15 protein-coding genes are annotated in these 16,613 nt (G+C 65.1%); 6 read left to right on the top strand and 9 right to left on the bottom strand.

Annotated features, from left to right (window positions below; translation table 11 throughout):
- Positions 1-221: 221 nt before the first annotated feature.
- Complete coding sequence (locus tag RB623_RS12265; RefSeq protein WP_308057103.1) at positions 222-1,283, bottom strand: dihydrodipicolinate synthase family protein; 1,062 nt, start codon at positions 1,281-1,283, stop codon at positions 222-224.
- Between the two features lie 99 nt (positions 1,284-1,382).
- Positions 1,383-2,078 (bottom strand): TetR/AcrR family transcriptional regulator, encoded by a 696-nt coding sequence (locus RB623_RS12260; RefSeq protein WP_308057102.1) that lies wholly within the window; start codon positions 2,076-2,078, stop codon positions 1,383-1,385.
- A 179-nt stretch (positions 2,079-2,257) separates the two neighbouring features.
- On the opposite strand from RB623_RS12260, the gene RB623_RS12255 reads away from it, so the two are divergent.
- The 5 genes from RB623_RS12255 to RB623_RS12235 all read left to right on the top strand — a co-directional run bounded on the left by RB623_RS12255 (position 2,258) and on the right by RB623_RS12235 (position 7,339).
- Entirely contained in the window at positions 2,258-3,211 is a 954-nt protein-coding gene (locus RB623_RS12255) for an ABC transporter permease (RefSeq protein WP_308057101.1), read from the top strand.
- Positions 3,208-4,197, top strand: coding sequence for an ABC transporter permease (locus RB623_RS12250; RefSeq protein WP_308057100.1), 990 nt, complete (start codon positions 3,208-3,210; stop codon positions 4,195-4,197). Before RB623_RS12255 ends, RB623_RS12250 begins: the two co-directional genes overlap by 4 nt.
- A 23-nt stretch (positions 4,198-4,220) precedes the next feature.
- On the top strand, positions 4,221-5,291 hold the full coding sequence (locus tag RB623_RS12245; RefSeq protein ID WP_308057099.1) for a substrate-binding domain-containing protein: 1,071 nt from the start codon (positions 4,221-4,223) through the stop codon (positions 5,289-5,291).
- Between the two features lie 21 nt (positions 5,292-5,312).
- Positions 5,313-6,839, top strand: coding sequence for a sugar ABC transporter ATP-binding protein (locus RB623_RS12240; RefSeq protein WP_308057098.1), 1,527 nt, complete (start codon positions 5,313-5,315; stop codon positions 6,837-6,839).
- Between the two features lie 269 nt (positions 6,840-7,108).
- Positions 7,109-7,339 carry a DUF2798 domain-containing protein gene (locus tag RB623_RS12235; RefSeq protein ID WP_308057097.1) on the top strand — a complete coding sequence of 77 codons (231 nt, stop codon included), beginning with the start codon at positions 7,109-7,111 and terminating at the stop codon, positions 7,337-7,339.
- Positions 7,340-7,401: 62 nt separating this feature from the next.
- Here the strand turns inward: RB623_RS12235 and RB623_RS12230 are convergent, their stop codons facing one another.
- From RB623_RS12230 to RB623_RS12200, 7 genes are all read right to left on the bottom strand, one after another.
- Positions 7,402-8,265: a GNAT family N-acetyltransferase gene (locus tag RB623_RS12230; protein ID WP_308057096.1), complete on the bottom strand. Its 864-nt coding sequence runs from the start codon at positions 8,263-8,265 to the stop codon at positions 7,402-7,404.
- Positions 8,252-9,286 (bottom strand): NAD(P)-dependent oxidoreductase, encoded by a 1,035-nt coding sequence (locus RB623_RS12225; RefSeq protein ID WP_308057095.1) that lies wholly within the window; start codon positions 9,284-9,286, stop codon positions 8,252-8,254. Before RB623_RS12225 ends, RB623_RS12230 begins: the two co-directional genes overlap by 14 nt.
- 182 nt (positions 9,287-9,468) lie before the next feature.
- The gene (locus RB623_RS12220; RefSeq protein ID WP_308057094.1) at positions 9,469-10,911 is read right to left on the bottom strand and encodes an amidase; all 1,443 of its coding nucleotides are present in this window, start codon (positions 10,909-10,911) and stop codon (positions 9,469-9,471) included.
- An 11-nt stretch (positions 10,912-10,922) separates the two neighbouring features.
- Positions 10,923-12,512, bottom strand: a complete 1,590-nt coding sequence (locus RB623_RS12215) for a GMC family oxidoreductase N-terminal domain-containing protein (RefSeq protein WP_308057093.1) — start codon at positions 12,510-12,512, stop codon at positions 10,923-10,925.
- Between the two features lie 560 nt (positions 12,513-13,072).
- Positions 13,073-13,960, bottom strand: coding sequence for a DUF2865 domain-containing protein (locus RB623_RS12210; protein ID WP_308057092.1), 888 nt, complete (start codon positions 13,958-13,960; stop codon positions 13,073-13,075).
- 330 nt (positions 13,961-14,290) lie between these two features.
- Positions 14,291-15,121, bottom strand: coding sequence for a dipeptide ABC transporter ATP-binding protein (locus tag RB623_RS12205; protein ID WP_308057091.1), 831 nt, complete (start codon positions 15,119-15,121; stop codon positions 14,291-14,293).
- Positions 15,118-15,969 carry an ABC transporter ATP-binding protein gene (locus RB623_RS12200; protein ID WP_308057090.1) on the bottom strand — a complete coding sequence of 284 codons (852 nt, stop codon included), beginning with the start codon at positions 15,967-15,969 and terminating at the stop codon, positions 15,118-15,120. Before RB623_RS12200 ends, RB623_RS12205 begins: the two co-directional genes overlap by 4 nt.
- A gap of 149 nt (positions 15,970-16,118) precedes the next feature.
- Here RB623_RS12200 and RB623_RS12195 point away from each other — a divergent pair, with 149 nt between their 5' ends.
- Positions 16,119-16,610 (top strand): hypothetical protein, encoded by a 492-nt coding sequence (locus RB623_RS12195; RefSeq protein ID WP_308057089.1) that lies wholly within the window; start codon positions 16,119-16,121, stop codon positions 16,608-16,610.
- Positions 16,611-16,613: the final 3 nt, after the last annotated feature.

Genomic DNA, 16,613 nt, shown 5'->3' with positions numbered 1-16,613 from the left:
CAGGATGAGGGAGGTTGTGCCGGCACGCCAATCGCAAAAGTCCATGGCAGAAGCTATCAGGAGTTCGGCCGCGAGAAGTCGCAGTAGGTTGAAGGTTAGCGCTGCTGGAACGTCCGCCCTCATCCTGAGGTGCGAGCCCGCGAAGCGTTGAAAATATGAAAGAAAGCCTTCACGGGCGAGCCTCGAAGGACGCACCCATTGGTCGCCCTCCGTGCGTACTCTCAGGCCAACCATCGCTCCCGATTCTCTCTCACGAAGTCATCGTCCGCCAAACCGGCATGCACCCGGCACACGCGGTCGATCTCTTCCGCCTGGCCGGGGCTGAGCCCCTCCTGCGGGTTCAGACACCAGATTCCGTCCAGAAGCCCCTGACGGCGCAACACCTCGTGGCAGCCGGCGACGCAGCCGCGGAAATCGTTGGCGACGTCGAAGAAGGCGGCGTTGCAGTCGGTGACACGCGCGTCGAGCGCCAGAAGTTCGTCCGGAATGGCGCCTGCCGCCACCGCCCGCTTGATCCGGTCGAGCAGTTGCACGGCACCGCGCGTCCACACCGACCAGTGGCCTAGCAGTCCGCCGCGAAACCGCACCGTCACGGCAGCGCCATCACGCGGGATCGAAAAAGGAATCGCGAGGTCGAGCACGATGTGGTCGTCATTGCCTGTGTAGAGCGTGATGCGCTCTTCCGCCTGCGCCTCGACCAGGCCGCGCATGACGTCGATGGTGCGGTAGCGATTGAAGGGTGCCGCCTTGATCGCCACGACATTGTCGATCTCGCAGAACCGCTTCCAGAATTTGGCGTCCAGCGGCAACCCGCCGACGGCAGGCTGGAGATAAAAGCCGACCACCGGGATCTCCTCTGCCACGCGCCGGCAATGCGCGATGATCTCGTCTTCCGACCGGCCCTTCAACGCGGCGAGGCTGAGCAGACCGGCATGGTAACCGAGATCCACGGCGGTGCGCGCCTCTCGGATAGCCTGGTCGGTGGGGCCGACGACGCCGGCGATCATCACCAGCGGCCGGCCGGTCCATTCGCGCGCGGCCTTCATCGCCAGCGACAGCACCGGCTCATAGAGCCCGACATCGCGAATCTCGAATTGCGTCGTATGAACCCCGACCGCCAGCCCGCCCGCGCCGGCGTCGACATAATAGCGGGTCAGCGCCCGCTGCCGTTTCGGATCGAACCGCCGCCCCGCGTCGAGCGCCAACGGCTGCGCCGGAATGACGGTTCCGGCGCGAAGCAGGCCGGTCACATCGGCGGGCAATTCGCTGCGGTGAAGCCCCATCCCTGTCCTCGCCTGGCTGTCGCCAGGCACACGCCCCGCGCGACCACCGCGGCCGGGAGCGAATGCCTCACCCAAACTCTATCAGCCGCACGTTAGCTGTCAACCAACCGGTTGGTTTCTTCTCAATGCCGCCAGTGCGAACTCGATTACATGCCGCCGCCGCGCCGCGATCGCATCGGGCGTATTGAGTTTCCTGCCGAAGATGGCCGACAGGGTCGGGTTGTTGGAAAAGTAGAAATACGAAATGCCGGCGATCGAGATGTAGACGTTGACCGGGTCCATGTCGTCGCGGAAGACGCCTTGCTCGGCGCCGCGCTTCAAAGTCTCGCGCAAAAGTTCGACCAGCGGCCAATGCATCTCGGCCAGTTCTTCGGATTTGGCGGCATGCGGCGCGCCCTGGGCGTTTTCGTCGCTCACCAGCTTGATGAATTCGGGGTGCTCGACCAGATAGTCAAAGGAGTAACCCACCAGCGTGCGCATCGCCTCCAGCGGCGACAGGTCGCCCAGATGCAGCGCCTTCTCTTTATCGCGGATCTCGGAATACACCGTCTCCAGCGCCACCCGGTAGAGGTCGTCCTTGTTGCCGAAATGGTGATAGAGGAGCTGCTTGTTGACGCCGGCGCGATTGGCGATCTCGTCCACCCTGGCGCCGGCAAATCCCTTGTCGGCGAATTCGCTGATCGCCATCGCCAGCAGCGCGGCGCGCGTCGCCGCCGAGTCGCGAGGTTTCGGCGGCCGAGCTTCGGCGGGCCTGGCCGCCCGTTCGAGAACCGCGCGCGTGGGGCGTCCAGCCATGGGTTGTCCTCCCGTTCCGGTCGTTCCGTGATAACCTGTACCACGGCGGCTGATGTCGTCCCTCCGATGAGCGGACAATCCAGCCATTCCAACGCCTTGTCCAGTGCAGCCAGCCTATATTGACCGGTCGTCCACACCGTGATAACCAACTACTTAGTTACTTTGGGGACAGAATGCAAATGCGGCCCCCGGCCATAGGCGCCCCGCTCATCCCAGGACTGCCCCGCATCTACTGGGCCTTGGCCGCGCTGGTGCTGGCCGGCATAGTCTCCGTCCCTCAATTCCGCACTCTTTCCAACCTCGCCAATGTGCTCGACCAGTCCTCGACTCTGGCCATCCTGGCGCTCGGCCAGGCCTTCGTGATCGCCGGCGGCATGATCGACCTCTCGGTCGGTCAACTGGTTGGGCTGATCACCGTCGTCGCCTGCATGTTGTTCGAGGCCTTTCCCGGCATGACGCTTGCCGTCGTCGCCGGCTGCCTGGCGCTCGCCGCGCTGATAGGGCTGATCAACGGCGAGTTGATCAACCGGCTACGTATGTCGCCGCTGATCCTCACCTTCGGCATGCTCAGCGTGCTTCAGGGCTGCATCTTCATGCTGACCGACCGCAGCATCGGCCAGGCGGCGCCGTCGATCGGCTTTCTCGCCAATGGCCGCATCCTGGGCATCCCGGTGTCGCTGTTGCTGGTGGTCGCCGTCGCCGTCGCCACCTGGTACGGGCTGCAGCGCTCGATCTTCGGCTGGCACCTGCTGGCCATGGGCAACAGCCCCGACTCCGCCCGCAAGGCCGGCTTGAACCTGTTCTCGCTCACCCGCATCACCTATCTTGTCTCGGGCCTCTGCGCCGGCCTTGCCGCGCTTCTGGTCGCCGGGCGTCTCGGCACCGGCTTTCCCAATGCCGGCAACGGTCTGGAACTCGACGCCATCGTCGCCGTCGTGCTCGGCGGCACGCCGCTGAAGGGCGGCAAGGTCAGCGTCGCCGGCATCCTCGGCGCAGTGCTGTTCCTCGGCGTGCTCAGCAACCTGCTCAACCTGTTGCAGGTGCCGGCCTTCACCCAGATCGTCGTGAAGGGCCTGATCGTCATCCTCGCCATCCTCGCCGACCGTCCGCGACGGCTGGCGCAGCCGGCATGAGTGCGGTGGCGAGCCCCGCGCGGCCGGGCTTCAGCCTTCCGTCGCTGGACAAGGCGGCGGTGTGGATCGTGCTCGCCGTTCTTCTCCTGCTGGCCGGCCTCGCCTCCGACGCCTTTTTCAAGCTGAACTATCTCACCAATCTGGTGCGCCAGGCGGCCCCCGTCGGCATCGCTGCCGTCGGCGTCACCTTCGTCATGCTGTTGCGTGGCGTCGACCTCTCGGTCGGTGCGATCGTGTCGATGAGCGCCGTCGTCTGCGCGTTGGTGATGGACGGCAAGCCGGAAAACCTCTGGCTCGGCGTCGCGGCGGCATCGGCCTGCGGCGCGGCAATCGGGCTGGCCAACGGCCTGGTCATCGCCCACGGAAAAGTGTCGGCCTTCATCGTCACGCTCGGCATGTCGATCGTCGTCTACGGCCTCGTCCAGATGGGCACCGGCGGCACGGCGCGCGGCATCGTCTCGCCGGGGTTCCGCGAGGTTTTGAACAGCCGCATCTTCGGCAACGTCCTGCCGGTGCTGGTGATCTGCCTGCTCGCCGCGGTCGCCATCGGCATCTTCCTGCAATCGCGCACCCGCTTCGGCCGTGGCGTCTATCTCGTCGGCGCCAATCCCGAAGCGGCGCGGCTGGCCGGCCTGCCGGTCACCCGCATTACCGTCGTCGCCTACATCGTCTCCGGCCTGTTCGCCGGCCTCGGCGGCCTTGCGCTGCTGGCGCGCACCGGCGTGTCCGGCACCAATCCCGGCGCCGGCATGGAATTCGACGTTCTTGCCGCCGTCGTGCTCGGCGGCACCACCTTTGCCGGCGGCCGTGGCAGCGTCGGCGGCACTTTTGCCGGCGTCATGGTGCTGTTCATCGCGCTCAACCTCGCCAATGTCGCCGGGCTGCCCTTCGCCGCGCAACTCACCATCAAGGGCCTGATCATCATCGCCGCCTCGGCCGCCCATTCGTGGATCGGCAGCCGCGGCGGCGGTCGCAGTCAACAATAGCAACCAGCAGGGGAGTAAGAAAAATGCGTCGCTATCTCAAACCCTTCATCGCCGCGGCGATGATCGGCGCCTTCACGACCGGAGCCTCGGTCGCGCAGGACATGGACCTGACCAAGAAGGAAACCTACGACCAGATCATGAATTGGGCGAAGGAGCCGCTCGACACCTCCAAATACAAGAAGGACGGCGACCTCAGGATTGGCCTGTCGGCGGGCTATCTCAGCAACGCCTGGATCAATTTCACCGCGCAGTCGGTGAAATACGAGGCCTCGCTGCATCCCGAGATCAAGGAGGTCAAGGTCACCGACGCCGCCTTCAACCCGACCAAGCAGGCGGCCGACATCGAGGATCTCTTGACCAGCGGCGTCGACGCCATCCTGTTCTGGCCGGTCGACGAGAAGGCGATCCTGCCGGTGCTGCAAAAGGCGCACGAGAAGGGCGTGGTCACCATCAACATCGGCTACAATTTTATGCGCGATCCCGCTGTTACCTCCAACGCCTATGTCAACCAGTGGAGCTATTCCGAGCAGGTCGCCACCAATTTCGCCAAATCGCTGGACGGCAAGGGAAAAGTCTTCGCCATGCTGCCGATCGCCGGCTCGTCGGCCGCCGTGGTGCAACTCGCCGTACTGCAGGAGGTGCTGAAGAACTATCCCGACATGGAGTTGATCAGCTCGGAATATGGCGACTGGGACCGCGCAAAAGCCAAGCAGTTGACGGAAAACCTCCTTCAGCGCTTTCCCGAGATCGACGGCGCCTTCTCGCCTGCCGGTCAGATGTCGATGGGCATCTACGAGGCCTTCGACGAGGCCGGCCGGCTTGGCGAGCTGACGCTGTCGCCCGGCGACGATTACAATGGCTGGACAAAACTCGTGGCCAAGGAGGGCAAGTGGGGCTCGGTCACCAGCGGCCTGGACGTCGGCCGAGAGGCGGTCAAGCAGGCGGTGAACATCCTGACCGGCAAGCCGACGACCACCGCCGTGGTGGTGCCCACCCGCTACCTCGATCCCGCCGAAGCCGCCAAGCTGAACGAGCCGGACCGCCCCGACGACTGGTTCAAGACCGACCTGCCCAAGGAATTTTTGCCGCAGTAAGGCCGAACGACCGCAAGCGCCATGCCGCTGCTCGAAACCCACGCGCTGACACGCCGGTTCCCCGGCGTGCTGGCGCTCGACCATGTGGACTTCGCCGCCGAGAGCGGCGAGGTGCATGCCGTCTGCGGCGCCAACGGCGCCGGCAAGTCGACGCTGATGAACATTCTTTCCGGCACCATCCACCCGACCTCGGGCACGATCGCCATCGCCGGCCAGCCGGTCGCCTTCGCCTCGCCCGCCGATGCCCGCAACGCCGGCGTCGCCATCGTCTACCAGGAGTTCAGCTCGATCCCGGAACTCACCGTCGCCGACAACATCTTTCTCGGCCGCGAGTTTCGAGGCCGCTTCGGCGTGGTCGACCGCCGCGCCGCCTCGCGCGCCGCCGCAAACCTGCTCGGCCGCTTCGGCATCGCGCTCTCGCCCGACACGCCGGTCGGTGCGCTCGGCGTCGCCGACCGCCAGCTCGTCGAACTGGCGCGGGCGCTGGCCACCGAGGCCCGAATCCTCATCCTCGACGAACCCACAGCGGTGCTGTCGATCGCCGAGCAGGCAAAACTGTTCGCCGTCATCCGCACGCTGCGCCAACAGAGCCTGCTGATCCTCTACATCTCGCACCGTCTCGAAGAGATTTTCGAGATCGCCGACAAAGTTTCCGTGATGCGCGATGGCGCGCTGGTCGCCACCCGCGACAAGGCCGCGCTCATATCAGTCGAGCTGATCCGGCTGATGACCGGCCGCGACGTCTCCGCCAACGCCGCGCCCACACCGATCGACGGTCAGCGCAGGACCGTGCTTTCGGTCAGCGGCCTTTCCGAGGACGGAGCCGTCATCGACATTCGCGCGGGCGAAATTTGGGGCCTTGCCGGGCTGGTCGGCACCGGCCGCACCTCGATTGCCCACCGCATCGCCGGCCTGCGCCGTCGTGACGGGTTTTCCGCGACACTCAACGGCGCCCCTCTGCCCGACGATCCGGCCAAGGCGCTCGCAGCGGGCGTCGTCTACATGACGGAGGATCGCAAGCGCGACGGCATTTTTGGCCCGCTCGCGGTGACCGGCAACGCCACCGCCGCCTCGCTCGGCCGCTTCGCGCCTGGCGGGTTCCTGCGGCTCGGACGCGAGCGCGCCGAAGCCGGCGAAGTGCTGCGTGGCCTTCGCCTCGTCGCCGCCTCGCTCGACACGCCGATCGGCTCGCTGTCCGGCGGCAACCAGCAAAAGGTGCTGTTCGCGCGCGCCCTGCTCGCGCGGCCGAAAGTGTTGATCTGCGACGAGCCCACCCGCGGCGTCGATGTCGGCGCGAGGGAGGAGATCTATGCCGTGCTGCGCCGCCTGTCGGCCGAAGGCGTCGCGATCATCCTGATCTCGTCGGAGCTCAACGAAGTGCTGGCGCTCAGCCACCGCATCGCCGTCGTGCGCCACGGCCGCGTCTCGGCGGTCATGGACAATGCCGGGCTCGACGAGCACGCGCTGCTGGTGGCTGCGACGGGTGCTGGCGAAGCGGCTCGCCCTGTCGTCAAGCTTGCTGGAAAAGGCGCGATCCCGGCATCCTGACCGGTCGTTCAAGCCCACCGGCGACTGGCCTGGCTTACGCAGGCAGGCAATGGCTTGAAGCGGAGCGCGGCCGCCTTGACACCAGCGATGGCGGAACAGTAAGGCTGGCGCGTCGAAAAGATTGCGGCCGGTTGGTTATTCCGGTCCCCGCGCCTCGCGGGATCAGTCGCGCTACGGCGCGAACCCACGGCACCAACCTGAACCGGGATTGGTGCGTGGTGAGGTCGGCAACGACCCGTCATTCTCCGATCCGCAATATCGAGAATGACATGACTGACAAGAAAACACTCCTCGTCGCCCAGGTCTTCATTGCCTTGATGATGGCCGCGTCGATGTCCGGCATCATGAGCCTCATAGCCCTTGGGCCAACGATGCATTGGCTCAGCGAATGGCCGAAGCAGTTCATCATCGCGTGGCCGATCGCCTTCTGCCTGACCCTGTTCGTCAGCAGGATCGCGTTCAGGCTTGCGTTGAAGCTTACCATCCGGACGTCGCGATAGGCGGCATGCCGACGGCAGCGAGATTGACAATCCCGGCCTCCACCCGAGACAGGCGAGGCGCCCTACCCAAACTCCGGCCCGGCGGCGACCATCAGCGCCGCCGGCTCGCCCGGCAGATCGGGCCGGTCCAGCACCATGCGCTCGAATCCCCGGAACGCCTCGAACCCGCTTTTGTCGAGCACCGCATTCAAGCCTGTCCCGGCGTCGAGCACGTCGAGGATGACCGGCCCCGAAACGGCCGCGAGCGCCGCCTCCAGCAAGTCACGCGCCTCGGCGCCGGAGCCGGCGACCAGCGGGCCGATCTGGGTGGCGCGCCTGCCTTCGCGCAGGACGACAAAGTTCCGGCCGTCCCCAATGGCTGCCGTGCCCGGCCGGTCGAGGAAATTCTCCAGGAGGAACCCTCGGTCTCCGCCGAAGGCCGGCATGTCCCGCGCCAGAATGTCGACACGGTCGGCGGCAGCGATTGCTTTCTGTAACCCATCACTTACGGCGAACTCCTCCGTCACGGATTGGCCGGACACCTCGCCAAGCCCCCTCCCCCGCCACCGCGTCATTTCGCATTTGCCGCGGAAACCGAGTTGGCCGTAGATCAGCGCGCCTTCCGGCGTGGCGTCGAGCAGCGCGGCACAGCCCCTCGCCCGCAATGCCGATATGCAGCGGTTCAACAGCCGCGAGGCTAAACCGCGCCGGCGCCAATCCGCCGTCACCAGCACCATCGAAACCCAGCCGAAACCGCCACCGTAAGGCAGGATCGCTGCCGTCGCGACCAGCCGGCTGCCGGCGCGGACGCCATAAGCTTCACCGTGATCAACGAACACCGCCCAATCGTCCGGCGTCTGGTTCCAGCCCGCCTCGTCGGAGAGCCGCAGGGCATCCTCGATATCGGCACGGCCGACAAGGACGTCCTCGACGTCAATAGGAACCACTTCGGACCTCGAATTTCGTCGGCTTGCCGAGGCTGCGGCCGCCGGCAAGCTGCCAGTCGGCCACCCAGTCGAGCATGGTCAGGGCCGGGACTTTCGGATAGCCGAAGAGTTGCGCAGCGCGCGCCGTGTTGGTCAGCCAGGAGCGCTCCGCCTCCTCGCCGACGATCACTGGCTCCTTGCCTAGCCGCCGGCCGAGTTCTTGCGCCAGCCAGCGCACCGGCAGGATCTCAGGCCCGCTGACATTGATCGGCAGCGGCGGCGTGGCGCAATGCGCGAGGCAGCGCAGCGCCTGCGAGCAGGCGTCGCCCTGCCAGATGACGTTGACATGGCCCATCGACACGTCGATCGGCTTGCCGTCGAGGATGTTTTTGGCAATGTCGTGCAAGACCCCATAGCGAAGGTCGATCGCGTAATTCAGCCGGAACAGCACGCCCGGCGTGCCGTGAACCTTCGAATAATGCTCGAACATGCGCTCGCGCCCAAAGCAGGTGATCGCATATTCACCCGGCGGGTTGGGCGGCACGTCCTCGGTGCTGCCGCCCTCGCGCACCGTCGCGAAAGGATAGACGCAGCCGGTCGAGAAGGTGACGATGCGCGAGGTGCGAAAAACATCGGCGACGGTCGCCGGCACCTGCACGTTCATCGCCCAGGTCTGGCCGGGATCGGCCTGCGCGCCGAACTTGAAGCCGGCCATGAATACGACGTTCTCGAGCCGCGGCAGTTTTTTCACCGCCTCGGCGTCGAGCAGGTCGCAGGCGATTGTCTCGATGCCATGCGCCTCCAGTTCCTGGCGCAGCCCGGCCGCGGAAAAACGCGCCACGGCGACGACACGCTTCGAAGGAACGGCGCGCTTGGCCATGCGCGCCAGCGTCGGCCCCATCTTGCCGCCCACACCGAGGATCAAAATGTCGCCCGGTACGCTTTTGAGGTCGCGCACCAGTTCCGGCGACGGCGCCGACATGAAATCGTCGAGTTCCGCCTCGCTGCCAAAAGATCGCGGGATCTGATCTGTGAGCGACATGGGTTATCCCTACGTTTCCTATCTTGTTCTAACTTCGTCGCGCCCCCTCCACCATGCTTCGCATGGTCCCCCTCCCCCGCTTCGCAGGGGAGGATCAGCGGCACCGCCGGCACGCCCTGGATCCTCCCCCGTTTACGGGGGAGGGGGACCGCCGAAGGCGGTGGAGGGGGCGCGCAAAATCCTCAAGCAGCTACCTTCGGCCTTCTCCCAGCCCACGGCACCTCCTGCTCCAGCACCGTGGCGAGCGCCAGGATGGTCGCCTCGTCGCCATAGCGGCCGACCGCCTGCACGCCGATCGGCACGCCGGATTTCGACATGCCGACCGGGATCGACATCGCCGGCTGCCCGGACATGTCGAACGGGAACATGAACACGCCGTCGCTCCACAGATCGTTGTAGGCGTCGAGGTCAGTAGTCGACATGTCGTAGAAGCCGACCGGCCGCGGCAGGTTCGTCAGCGTCGGCGTCAGGAAAATGTCGTAGGCGTCGAGGTCCATTGCGATCGCCCGCCCCATCTGGCGCACCGCCTCCACATCCGAAATATGGCGGATGCCGCTGGTCGCCCGGCCGCGCTCGATGATCGCCCAGGTGATCGGCTCGACATCGTCCTTCGTCACCGGTCGGCCGACCACAGCCGCCAGCCAGTCGAAGACCGCCGCCGTCTGCACGCAGCTCATATGGGTGTAGGTCTTCCAGGCATTGTCGGCGTCGAGCGCCATATTGTGCTCCTCGACCGTGTGGCCGAGGTTTTCAAGCCGCTTGGCCGTGTCGAGCACCACCTGCTTGACCTCAGGGTCGATGCCCCTGCCGTCCGGCGGCGTCACCGAATAGGCGATCCGCAGCTTCTTCGGCGCATGGCGCGACAATTCGAGCCAGCTCTTCTCCGGTACCGGCGGCTGGTAGGGATCGCCAGGCAGCGCGCCGGCGACCGCGTCAAGATAGGCGGCGGTGTCGCGCACCGAGCGGGTGTTGGCGAGGAAATAGGCGCAGCCGTGCCATGCGTCGGCATAAGGCGCCATCGTCACCCGGCCGCGCGACGGTTTCAGGCCGAGCACGCCGCAGCAGGAGGCGGGTACGCGGATCGACCCCGCCGCGTCGCTGGATTCGGCCACCGGCACCATGCGCGATGCCACCGCCGAGCAGGAGCCACCACTGGAGCCGCCCGCAGTCACTTCAGCGCGCCACGGATTGACGGTCGCGCCGAAAAGTTTCGGCTCGGTCGAGATCGACCAGCCATTCTCGGGCGCGTTCGATTTGCCGACCAGCAGGAAGCCGGCCTTCTTGATACGCGTCACCACCTCGGCGTCGAAATCCGACACCACGTCCTTGAGATAATAGGACGAATTGGTGTTGGGCGAACCTTTCCAGGATGTCGCCAGTTCCTTGAGCAGATAGGGCACGCCGGCGAAGGGCGCCTTGCGATCGACGCTTTGCGCCGCCTCGCGCGCCATGTCGTAATGCTTGTGGATCACCGCGTTGAGCGTCGGGTTCAGCTTCTCGATGGTGACGACAGCCGCCTCCACCAGTTCCAGCGGCGAGACCTCGCCCTTGTGTACCAGTTCGGCCAGCGCCAGGCCGTCCGACTCGACATAGGTGCGCAGCAGGCTTTCCGTGACTTCAGCCAATTCTTCCTCCCTCAGTTCTTCATGTACTCGGCGCCGCGTTCGGCGATCATCATCACCGTCGCCATGATGTTGCTGGCGACCACGTCAGGAAACACGGAAGCATCGCAGACGCGCAAGCCCTCCAGCCCGTGCACCCTGAGCGTGGCCGGATCGACCACGGCCTCGTGGTCCACTCCCATCCGGCAAGTGCTGGTCGGATGGTAGATAGACTGGCACTGGGCGCGGACGAACGTCGCGATCTCATCGCGGCTTCGCGCCTCCGCCGATGTAGACATCTCGGCCAGTCCCAGCCGCGACAGGGTTTTCGTCGCCGCGATGCCGCGGCTCAAGGCTACGGCATCGACCAGAGTAGCCAGATCGTCGCCGTCGGGATCGGACAGGTATTTTGGGTCGATCGCCGGATGCATCAGCGGATCGGCGGAGCGCAGCGACAGCGTGCCAACACTCTTCGGCCGCTGCAGCACGGTGAACATCGAGATTCCCGGCACGGTCGAAAGATAGCGCGCGTGGTCGCGATGCGGCGTGGCGATGCCGTAGATCTGCAGGTCCGGTTCGGCCAACTCCGGCCGCGATTTCGCCTGGCCGCCGCTGGTCGACCAAGGGTTGGCCAGCGCGCCGCTGCGCCGGTCGCCCCACTCCTGCGTGGCCTCCACCCATTCCGCCTCACTGATGCCGCCGATGCCGAATTTCTCCCGCGTCGAGAAGGTGACGACGACATTCAGATGGTCCTGCATCGTGCGCCCGACGCCGGGCAGGTCGTGGACCGGCTCTACGTCGCAAGTCTTCAGTTCGTCCGCCGGGCCGATGCCCGACAGCAACAGCAGATGCGGGCTGTTCACCGTGCCCCCGGCCAGCACCACGTCGCTGTCGGCAAAAGCCGTCTCGACCTTGCCGAAATGCAAATATTCGATGCCGCGCGCCCTACCCTTGTCGATCAGGATTTTTGTTGCCGTCGCCGAAGTGACCACCGTCAGGTTCGGCCGCGACAGCACCGGATCGAGGAAGGCGGTGGCCGGGCCGCAGCGCTCGCCGTCCTTCATGAACACCTGGAAGAAGCCGCAGCCATACTGGTCGCCGCTGTTGAAGTCGTCATTGAACGGCAGGCCGTATTCCTTCGCCGCCTCGACCCACAATTTTTCCGCCGGATCGTGGTTCGGCACGTCGACCACCAGCAATTCGCCGCTGTCGCCATGCATGGGCGAACCGGCCAGGCGCGGATTGTTCTCCGACTTGCAAAACCACGGCAGCAAATCGTCAAAACCCCAGCCGAGGCAGCCTTTGCCACGCCAGCGGTCGTAGTCCGACGGGGAGCCGCGCATATAGACCATGGCGTTGGTCGAGCCCGAGCCGCCGAGCAGCCGGCCGCGCGGCCAGGCGATGCGGCGGCCGAAGCAGCGCGCCTGCGGCACTGTGTGGTATTTCCAGTCATATTCGGTGTCGATCAGGCTTATCCAGGCGCCCGGCATCTTTGCCGTGACCGGCATACCCGCCGGGCCGGCCTCAAGCAGCAGCACCTTGCGGGCCGGATCGGCGCTCAGCCGGTTTGCCAGCACGCAGCCCGCCGCTCCCGCGCCGACAATGATGACGTCGTGGGCGTTCATCGCGCGTACCCGCCACCGGCGCTCGCCGGCAACGCAAATCCAGCCCGCAGGAGCGAAACGACAACGGGTCGGACTGTGGTTTGGGACATCGAATGGAGCCCGGCGCAAACGGCATCACGATCCTAGCCAACGCCTGGTGATTGTCAACCAACCGGTTGGTTCTTAGCTCTTCCAAGGTTCAGATTGCGTATCCGTCATATACGGCGATACTCAACGATTGTAACCTTGGCCCAATTCGCCTGGTCCTTGCCTACACGCTTTTTGCGAATGGTTTGAGAGCGTCGCCCACCGTCTTGCACCGCCGAGGGGGGCGTCGCGCCATCGCCGCAAAACGGATCGATTGGCGAAAGAAAAGGCGCCTGTATGTCAGCTCAAAATGCTCGAAGACGGCCGCGGACCCGCAAAAATCGGTCGCGCGCGAAGCCGGTGGCGAGAGTTCCGAACGCCCTTCACGGCAACCCATTGTAATAATTCAATCTTCCGATGTTCACGCGACTTGCATCATAGGTCCGGAGGTCGTCGGCGCGGAAAATCATCCCGGCCCGAAAGCCTGTCACGCCCTATTCTTCGGGGAAGAAATTCGGGCCAACGACGCGCACCGGCCTGTCGGTCGGCATCTTGGCAAGAGCCGGCGCAGGAGCCTTCTCCTCGGTCAGCGCCATCAGCGGCGGCATGTCTTCTGGCCGCTGTTTCGGCAACGGAATCAAGGCGTTCTCCATGTTCCGCGGTGTCACCGTGCGGGCCCGCGCTTCCTCGACGCGGCGGTAATAGCTCGGGAAATCGCACCCCTCAAAGTTCGCGCTGTCGCGGTAGGCAAAGGCGGTCGGCAGTTCCTTGTAGGGTTTTCCGGTCTCGACCGAGACCATCTCTTCCGTCTCGAGCCCGCCGTCGTCCAACCTGTAGACCGCCGTCTCGCTGCCTTTGCAGATGTACCGGCACTGATCGACCGTGTCCTTGTAGTCGCCGGAATCGAGGAACTGGGCGCCCGGAACCGGGAAGAAATAGCCGTCGGCCACCCGCACGCAATAGAGCATGGCGTTGCTTCCGACATAGGGTCCGGACGGACCCGAGCGCCCGGCCACGCTCGTCGCCTTGCGCCTCTCAACGACGCAGCCCATCGCCGCCGCCCGGGCGCGCAACGCGGCCGCGCCGCCGCCTTTCGCTCTCGAAAGCCGCCTTTGGACGTCCGCCTTTTTTACCTGGAGTTCCGCGCAGGGGTTGAAGAAGCCGCCCCTCGCCCTGGAAGAACATTGGCGTTTTCGCTCCAGCGCCTGAAGCGCGATGAGTTGCCGGGTCAGCGCCGCCGCCTCCGGGCTGCTCGCGCCGCCGCCGCGCGACGCCATCCTGAGGAGATCGGCGCAGCTCTGCGCGTGGGCAGAAGACGCAAAGAGCAGCCCCACCAGCGCCAGGGCGGCGAGGCGGACAAGAACCGCCCGAATGCTATCCACGAGACGGAAACGGAGGATTGCGGCCGGTGGGCGCAACGCGCCCCGCCCATTTGACAGGCCCCAGGCACCGGCGGATCTCAATACCTCACCCCGCACCATGCGACGCCACCCCAGATTGCGCTGGAAACGCACTGCAATCCATTGGCAGCAAGCCGCGGAAAGGTCAATTGCCGCCGTGAAGAGGCTGTAAATAGGGTAAAATACCAGTCATCAAGCCAATACAGGCCGTTGGAGCTGAGTCTTCGAACTCAAAGCCGGACTGCTCCCGAAAATGTGAACGGTTGCATCGCCCGGCCGTCCTCGCGGCCGCGGCGGCATATCTGCGCCACGCTATGCGGCCGTCTTGCGCGCCAGCCTCGCCTTGATGCTGTCGACGTCGGCGCGCGGTGTCGCCGCGAACAGCGTCCTGGTGTAGCTGTGCTGGGGATCGGAGAAGACGGAGTCGCGGCTGCCGTACTCCACGGCCTCGCCGAAATACATCACCATAACGTCGTCGGCGATGTATCGCACCACGGACAGGTCGTGGCTGATGAAGACATAGGTCAGTTGGAACTCGTCCTGCAGGTCAGCCAGAAGGTTCAGCACCTGCGCCTGCACGGACAGGTCGAGCGCCGAGACCGGCTCGTCGAGCACCAGCAGGCTTGGATTGAGCATCAACGCGCGGGCAATCGCGATGCGCTGGCGCTGGCCGCCGGAGAACATGTGCGGATATCGGTTGTAGTGCTCGTGCCCCAGCCCGACTTTTTTCAGCATCTTCATGGCGAGGTCGCGTCGTTCCTCGGCGCTCTTGTCGGTGTTGATCACCAGCGGCTCGCCGAGCACGTCGCCAATCTTCTGGCGCGGGTTGAGCGAGCCGTAAGGATTCTGGAAGATGATCTGCACCTTGCGGCGCATCTCCGGCGTCAGGCTGCCCTTGGCAATATCGACCTTGTTGCCTTCGATGATCAGGTCGCCGGCGGTCGCCTGGTCGATCAGTGTAATGATGCGGGCAAGCGTCGACTTCCCGCAGCCGCTTTCGCCGACGATCGCCAGTGTCTTGCCCTTGTCGACCTTGAAGCTGACACCCTTGACCGCGTGGACGGTGCGCGCCTTGCCGAATATGCCGCCGCGCATATGGTAGTCGCGGACGATGTTCCTGCCTTCCAGAATGGGGCCGGTCATTGCGCTGCGCTCCTGAATCCGCCGTCGGTCATGAATTCGCCGATCGTCGGCAGCCGGTCGCCGGTGGCGTTCTCCGGCAGCGCCGACAGCAGCGCCCTCGTGTAGTTGCTTTTGGGGTTCTCGAACAGGGAAAGCACGTCGGCCTCCTCCATCTTACGACCCTTGTACTGGACGATGACGCGGTCGGCCGTTTCGGCGACCACGCCCATATTGTGGGTGATCATGATCAGCGCCATGCCGTGTTCGGCCTGCAGCCGCATCAGTAGGTCGAGGATTTGTTTCTGGATCGTGACGTCAAGCGCCGTGGTTGGCTCGTCGGCGATCAGCAGCTTCGGATTGCAGGCGAGCGCGATGGCGATCATCACGCGCTGGCACTGGCCGCCCGACATCTGGTGCGGGAAGGAGTTGAGGCGCTCCTCCGGCTGCGGGATGCCGACCAGCTTCAAGAGTTCGATGGCCCGCGCCCGGCGCGCCTTGCGGTCGAGGCCCATGTGGACCTTGAGCACCTCCTCGATCTGGAAGCCGACGGTGAAGCAGGGGTTGAGGCTTGCCATCGGCTCCTGGAAGATCATCGCCATGTCCTTGCCGACCATTTTTCGCCTGTCGGAAGGTGTGAGCGAAAGAAGATCGCGGCCGCCGAAGGTCATCTTGTCAGCAGTCACCTTGGCGGTCCAGGGCAGCAGGCCCATCACCGCCAGCATCGACACCGACTTGCCCGACCCGGATTCGCCGACGATCGCCAGCACCTCGCGCTCGCTGACGGCCAGCGACACGCCATCGACCGCGCGGAACATGCCGGACGCCGTCTGGAATTCGACGACCAGGTTTTCGATTTCTAGCAGAGGCATTTTTGCACCTGGTCGTTCGAGACTTGAAAACTCGGCAGAGCCGCCAATCCGTGAAATAGCGGCCCTATCCCTATCGGCAGGTCGATAGGCGATTGCCGCCGGCCTGCCCGAATCGTACTATCCGGTCGGACATAACGAGGAAATTCCCTATGACGATGCTTCGTTTCCTGCTCATCGCGGCCATGATTGCGTTCGCTCCACTCGCGCGGGCGCAGGACGCGGCGGCCAAGATCGACACGGTCGAACTCATTGGCATCGGCCCGGCGCCGGTCCTGATCAATCCGGAGAATCTGTCGAAGCTGCCGGCGGTCGAGAAGGATGTCAGCTTCCAGACCTCGAAAGGTCCTTCCAGCGGCCACTACAAGGGCGTGCTGTTCTGGGAGGTGCTCAAGGCCAACAAGGCGTTCGATGGGATCGGACATAACGAAGAGCTCGCCAGGACGTTTGTGGTCACCGGCCGCGACGGCTACCGCATCGCCTTTTCGGTCGGCGAGATCCATCCGGATTTCGGCAATACCGCGATGATGGTCGCCACCGAGGTCGACGGCAAGCCGTTCGAGGACGGCCTGCGCATCATCGTGCCGGGCGACAGGCGCGGCGCCCGCAACGTGCGCGAAGTGGTTACGATCGAGCTCCATTGAGAG

The sequence above is a fragment of the Mesorhizobium sp. LHD-90 genome, assembly GCF_030929505.1.
Taxonomy (GTDB): Bacteria; Pseudomonadota; Alphaproteobacteria; order Rhizobiales; family Rhizobiaceae; genus Kumtagia.
This window is presented reverse-complemented; position numbering and strand designations above follow the sequence as displayed.

What these genes read in the sequence shown, in the direction of transcription:
- RB623_RS12245 (WP_308057099.1), top strand. Translation starts at nt 4,221, where the DNA reads ATGCGTCGCTATCTCAAACCCTTCATCGCCGCGGCGATGATCGGCGCC.
- RB623_RS12240 (WP_308057098.1), top strand. Translation starts at nt 5,313, where the DNA reads ATGCCGCTGCTCGAAACCCACGCGCTGACACGCCGGTTCCCCGGCGTG.
- RB623_RS12195 (WP_308057089.1), top strand. Translation starts at nt 16,119, where the DNA reads ATGACGATGCTTCGTTTCCTGCTCATCGCGGCCATGATTGCGTTCGCT.
- RB623_RS12215 (WP_308057093.1), bottom strand. Translation starts at nt 12,512, where the DNA reads ATGAACGCCCACGACGTCATCATTGTCGGCGCGGGAGCGGCGGGCTGC.
- RB623_RS12235 (WP_308057097.1), top strand. Translation starts at nt 7,109, where the DNA reads ATGACTGACAAGAAAACACTCCTCGTCGCCCAGGTCTTCATTGCCTTG.
- RB623_RS12205 (WP_308057091.1), bottom strand. Translation starts at nt 15,121, where the DNA reads ATGACCGGCCCCATTCTGGAAGGCAGGAACATCGTCCGCGACTACCAT.
- RB623_RS12260 (WP_308057102.1), bottom strand. Translation starts at nt 2,078, where the DNA reads ATGGCTGGACGCCCCACGCGCGCGGTTCTCGAACGGGCGGCCAGGCCC.
- RB623_RS12250 (WP_308057100.1), top strand. Translation starts at nt 3,208, where the DNA reads ATGAGTGCGGTGGCGAGCCCCGCGCGGCCGGGCTTCAGCCTTCCGTCG.
- RB623_RS12200 (WP_308057090.1), bottom strand. Translation starts at nt 15,969, where the DNA reads ATGCCTCTGCTAGAAATCGAAAACCTGGTCGTCGAATTCCAGACGGCG.
- RB623_RS12225 (WP_308057095.1), bottom strand. Translation starts at nt 9,286, where the DNA reads ATGTCGCTCACAGATCAGATCCCGCGATCTTTTGGCAGCGAGGCGGAA.
- RB623_RS12265 (WP_308057103.1), bottom strand. Translation starts at nt 1,283, where the DNA reads ATGGGGCTTCACCGCAGCGAATTGCCCGCCGATGTGACCGGCCTGCTT.
- RB623_RS12255 (WP_308057101.1), top strand. Translation starts at nt 2,258, where the DNA reads ATGCGGCCCCCGGCCATAGGCGCCCCGCTCATCCCAGGACTGCCCCGC.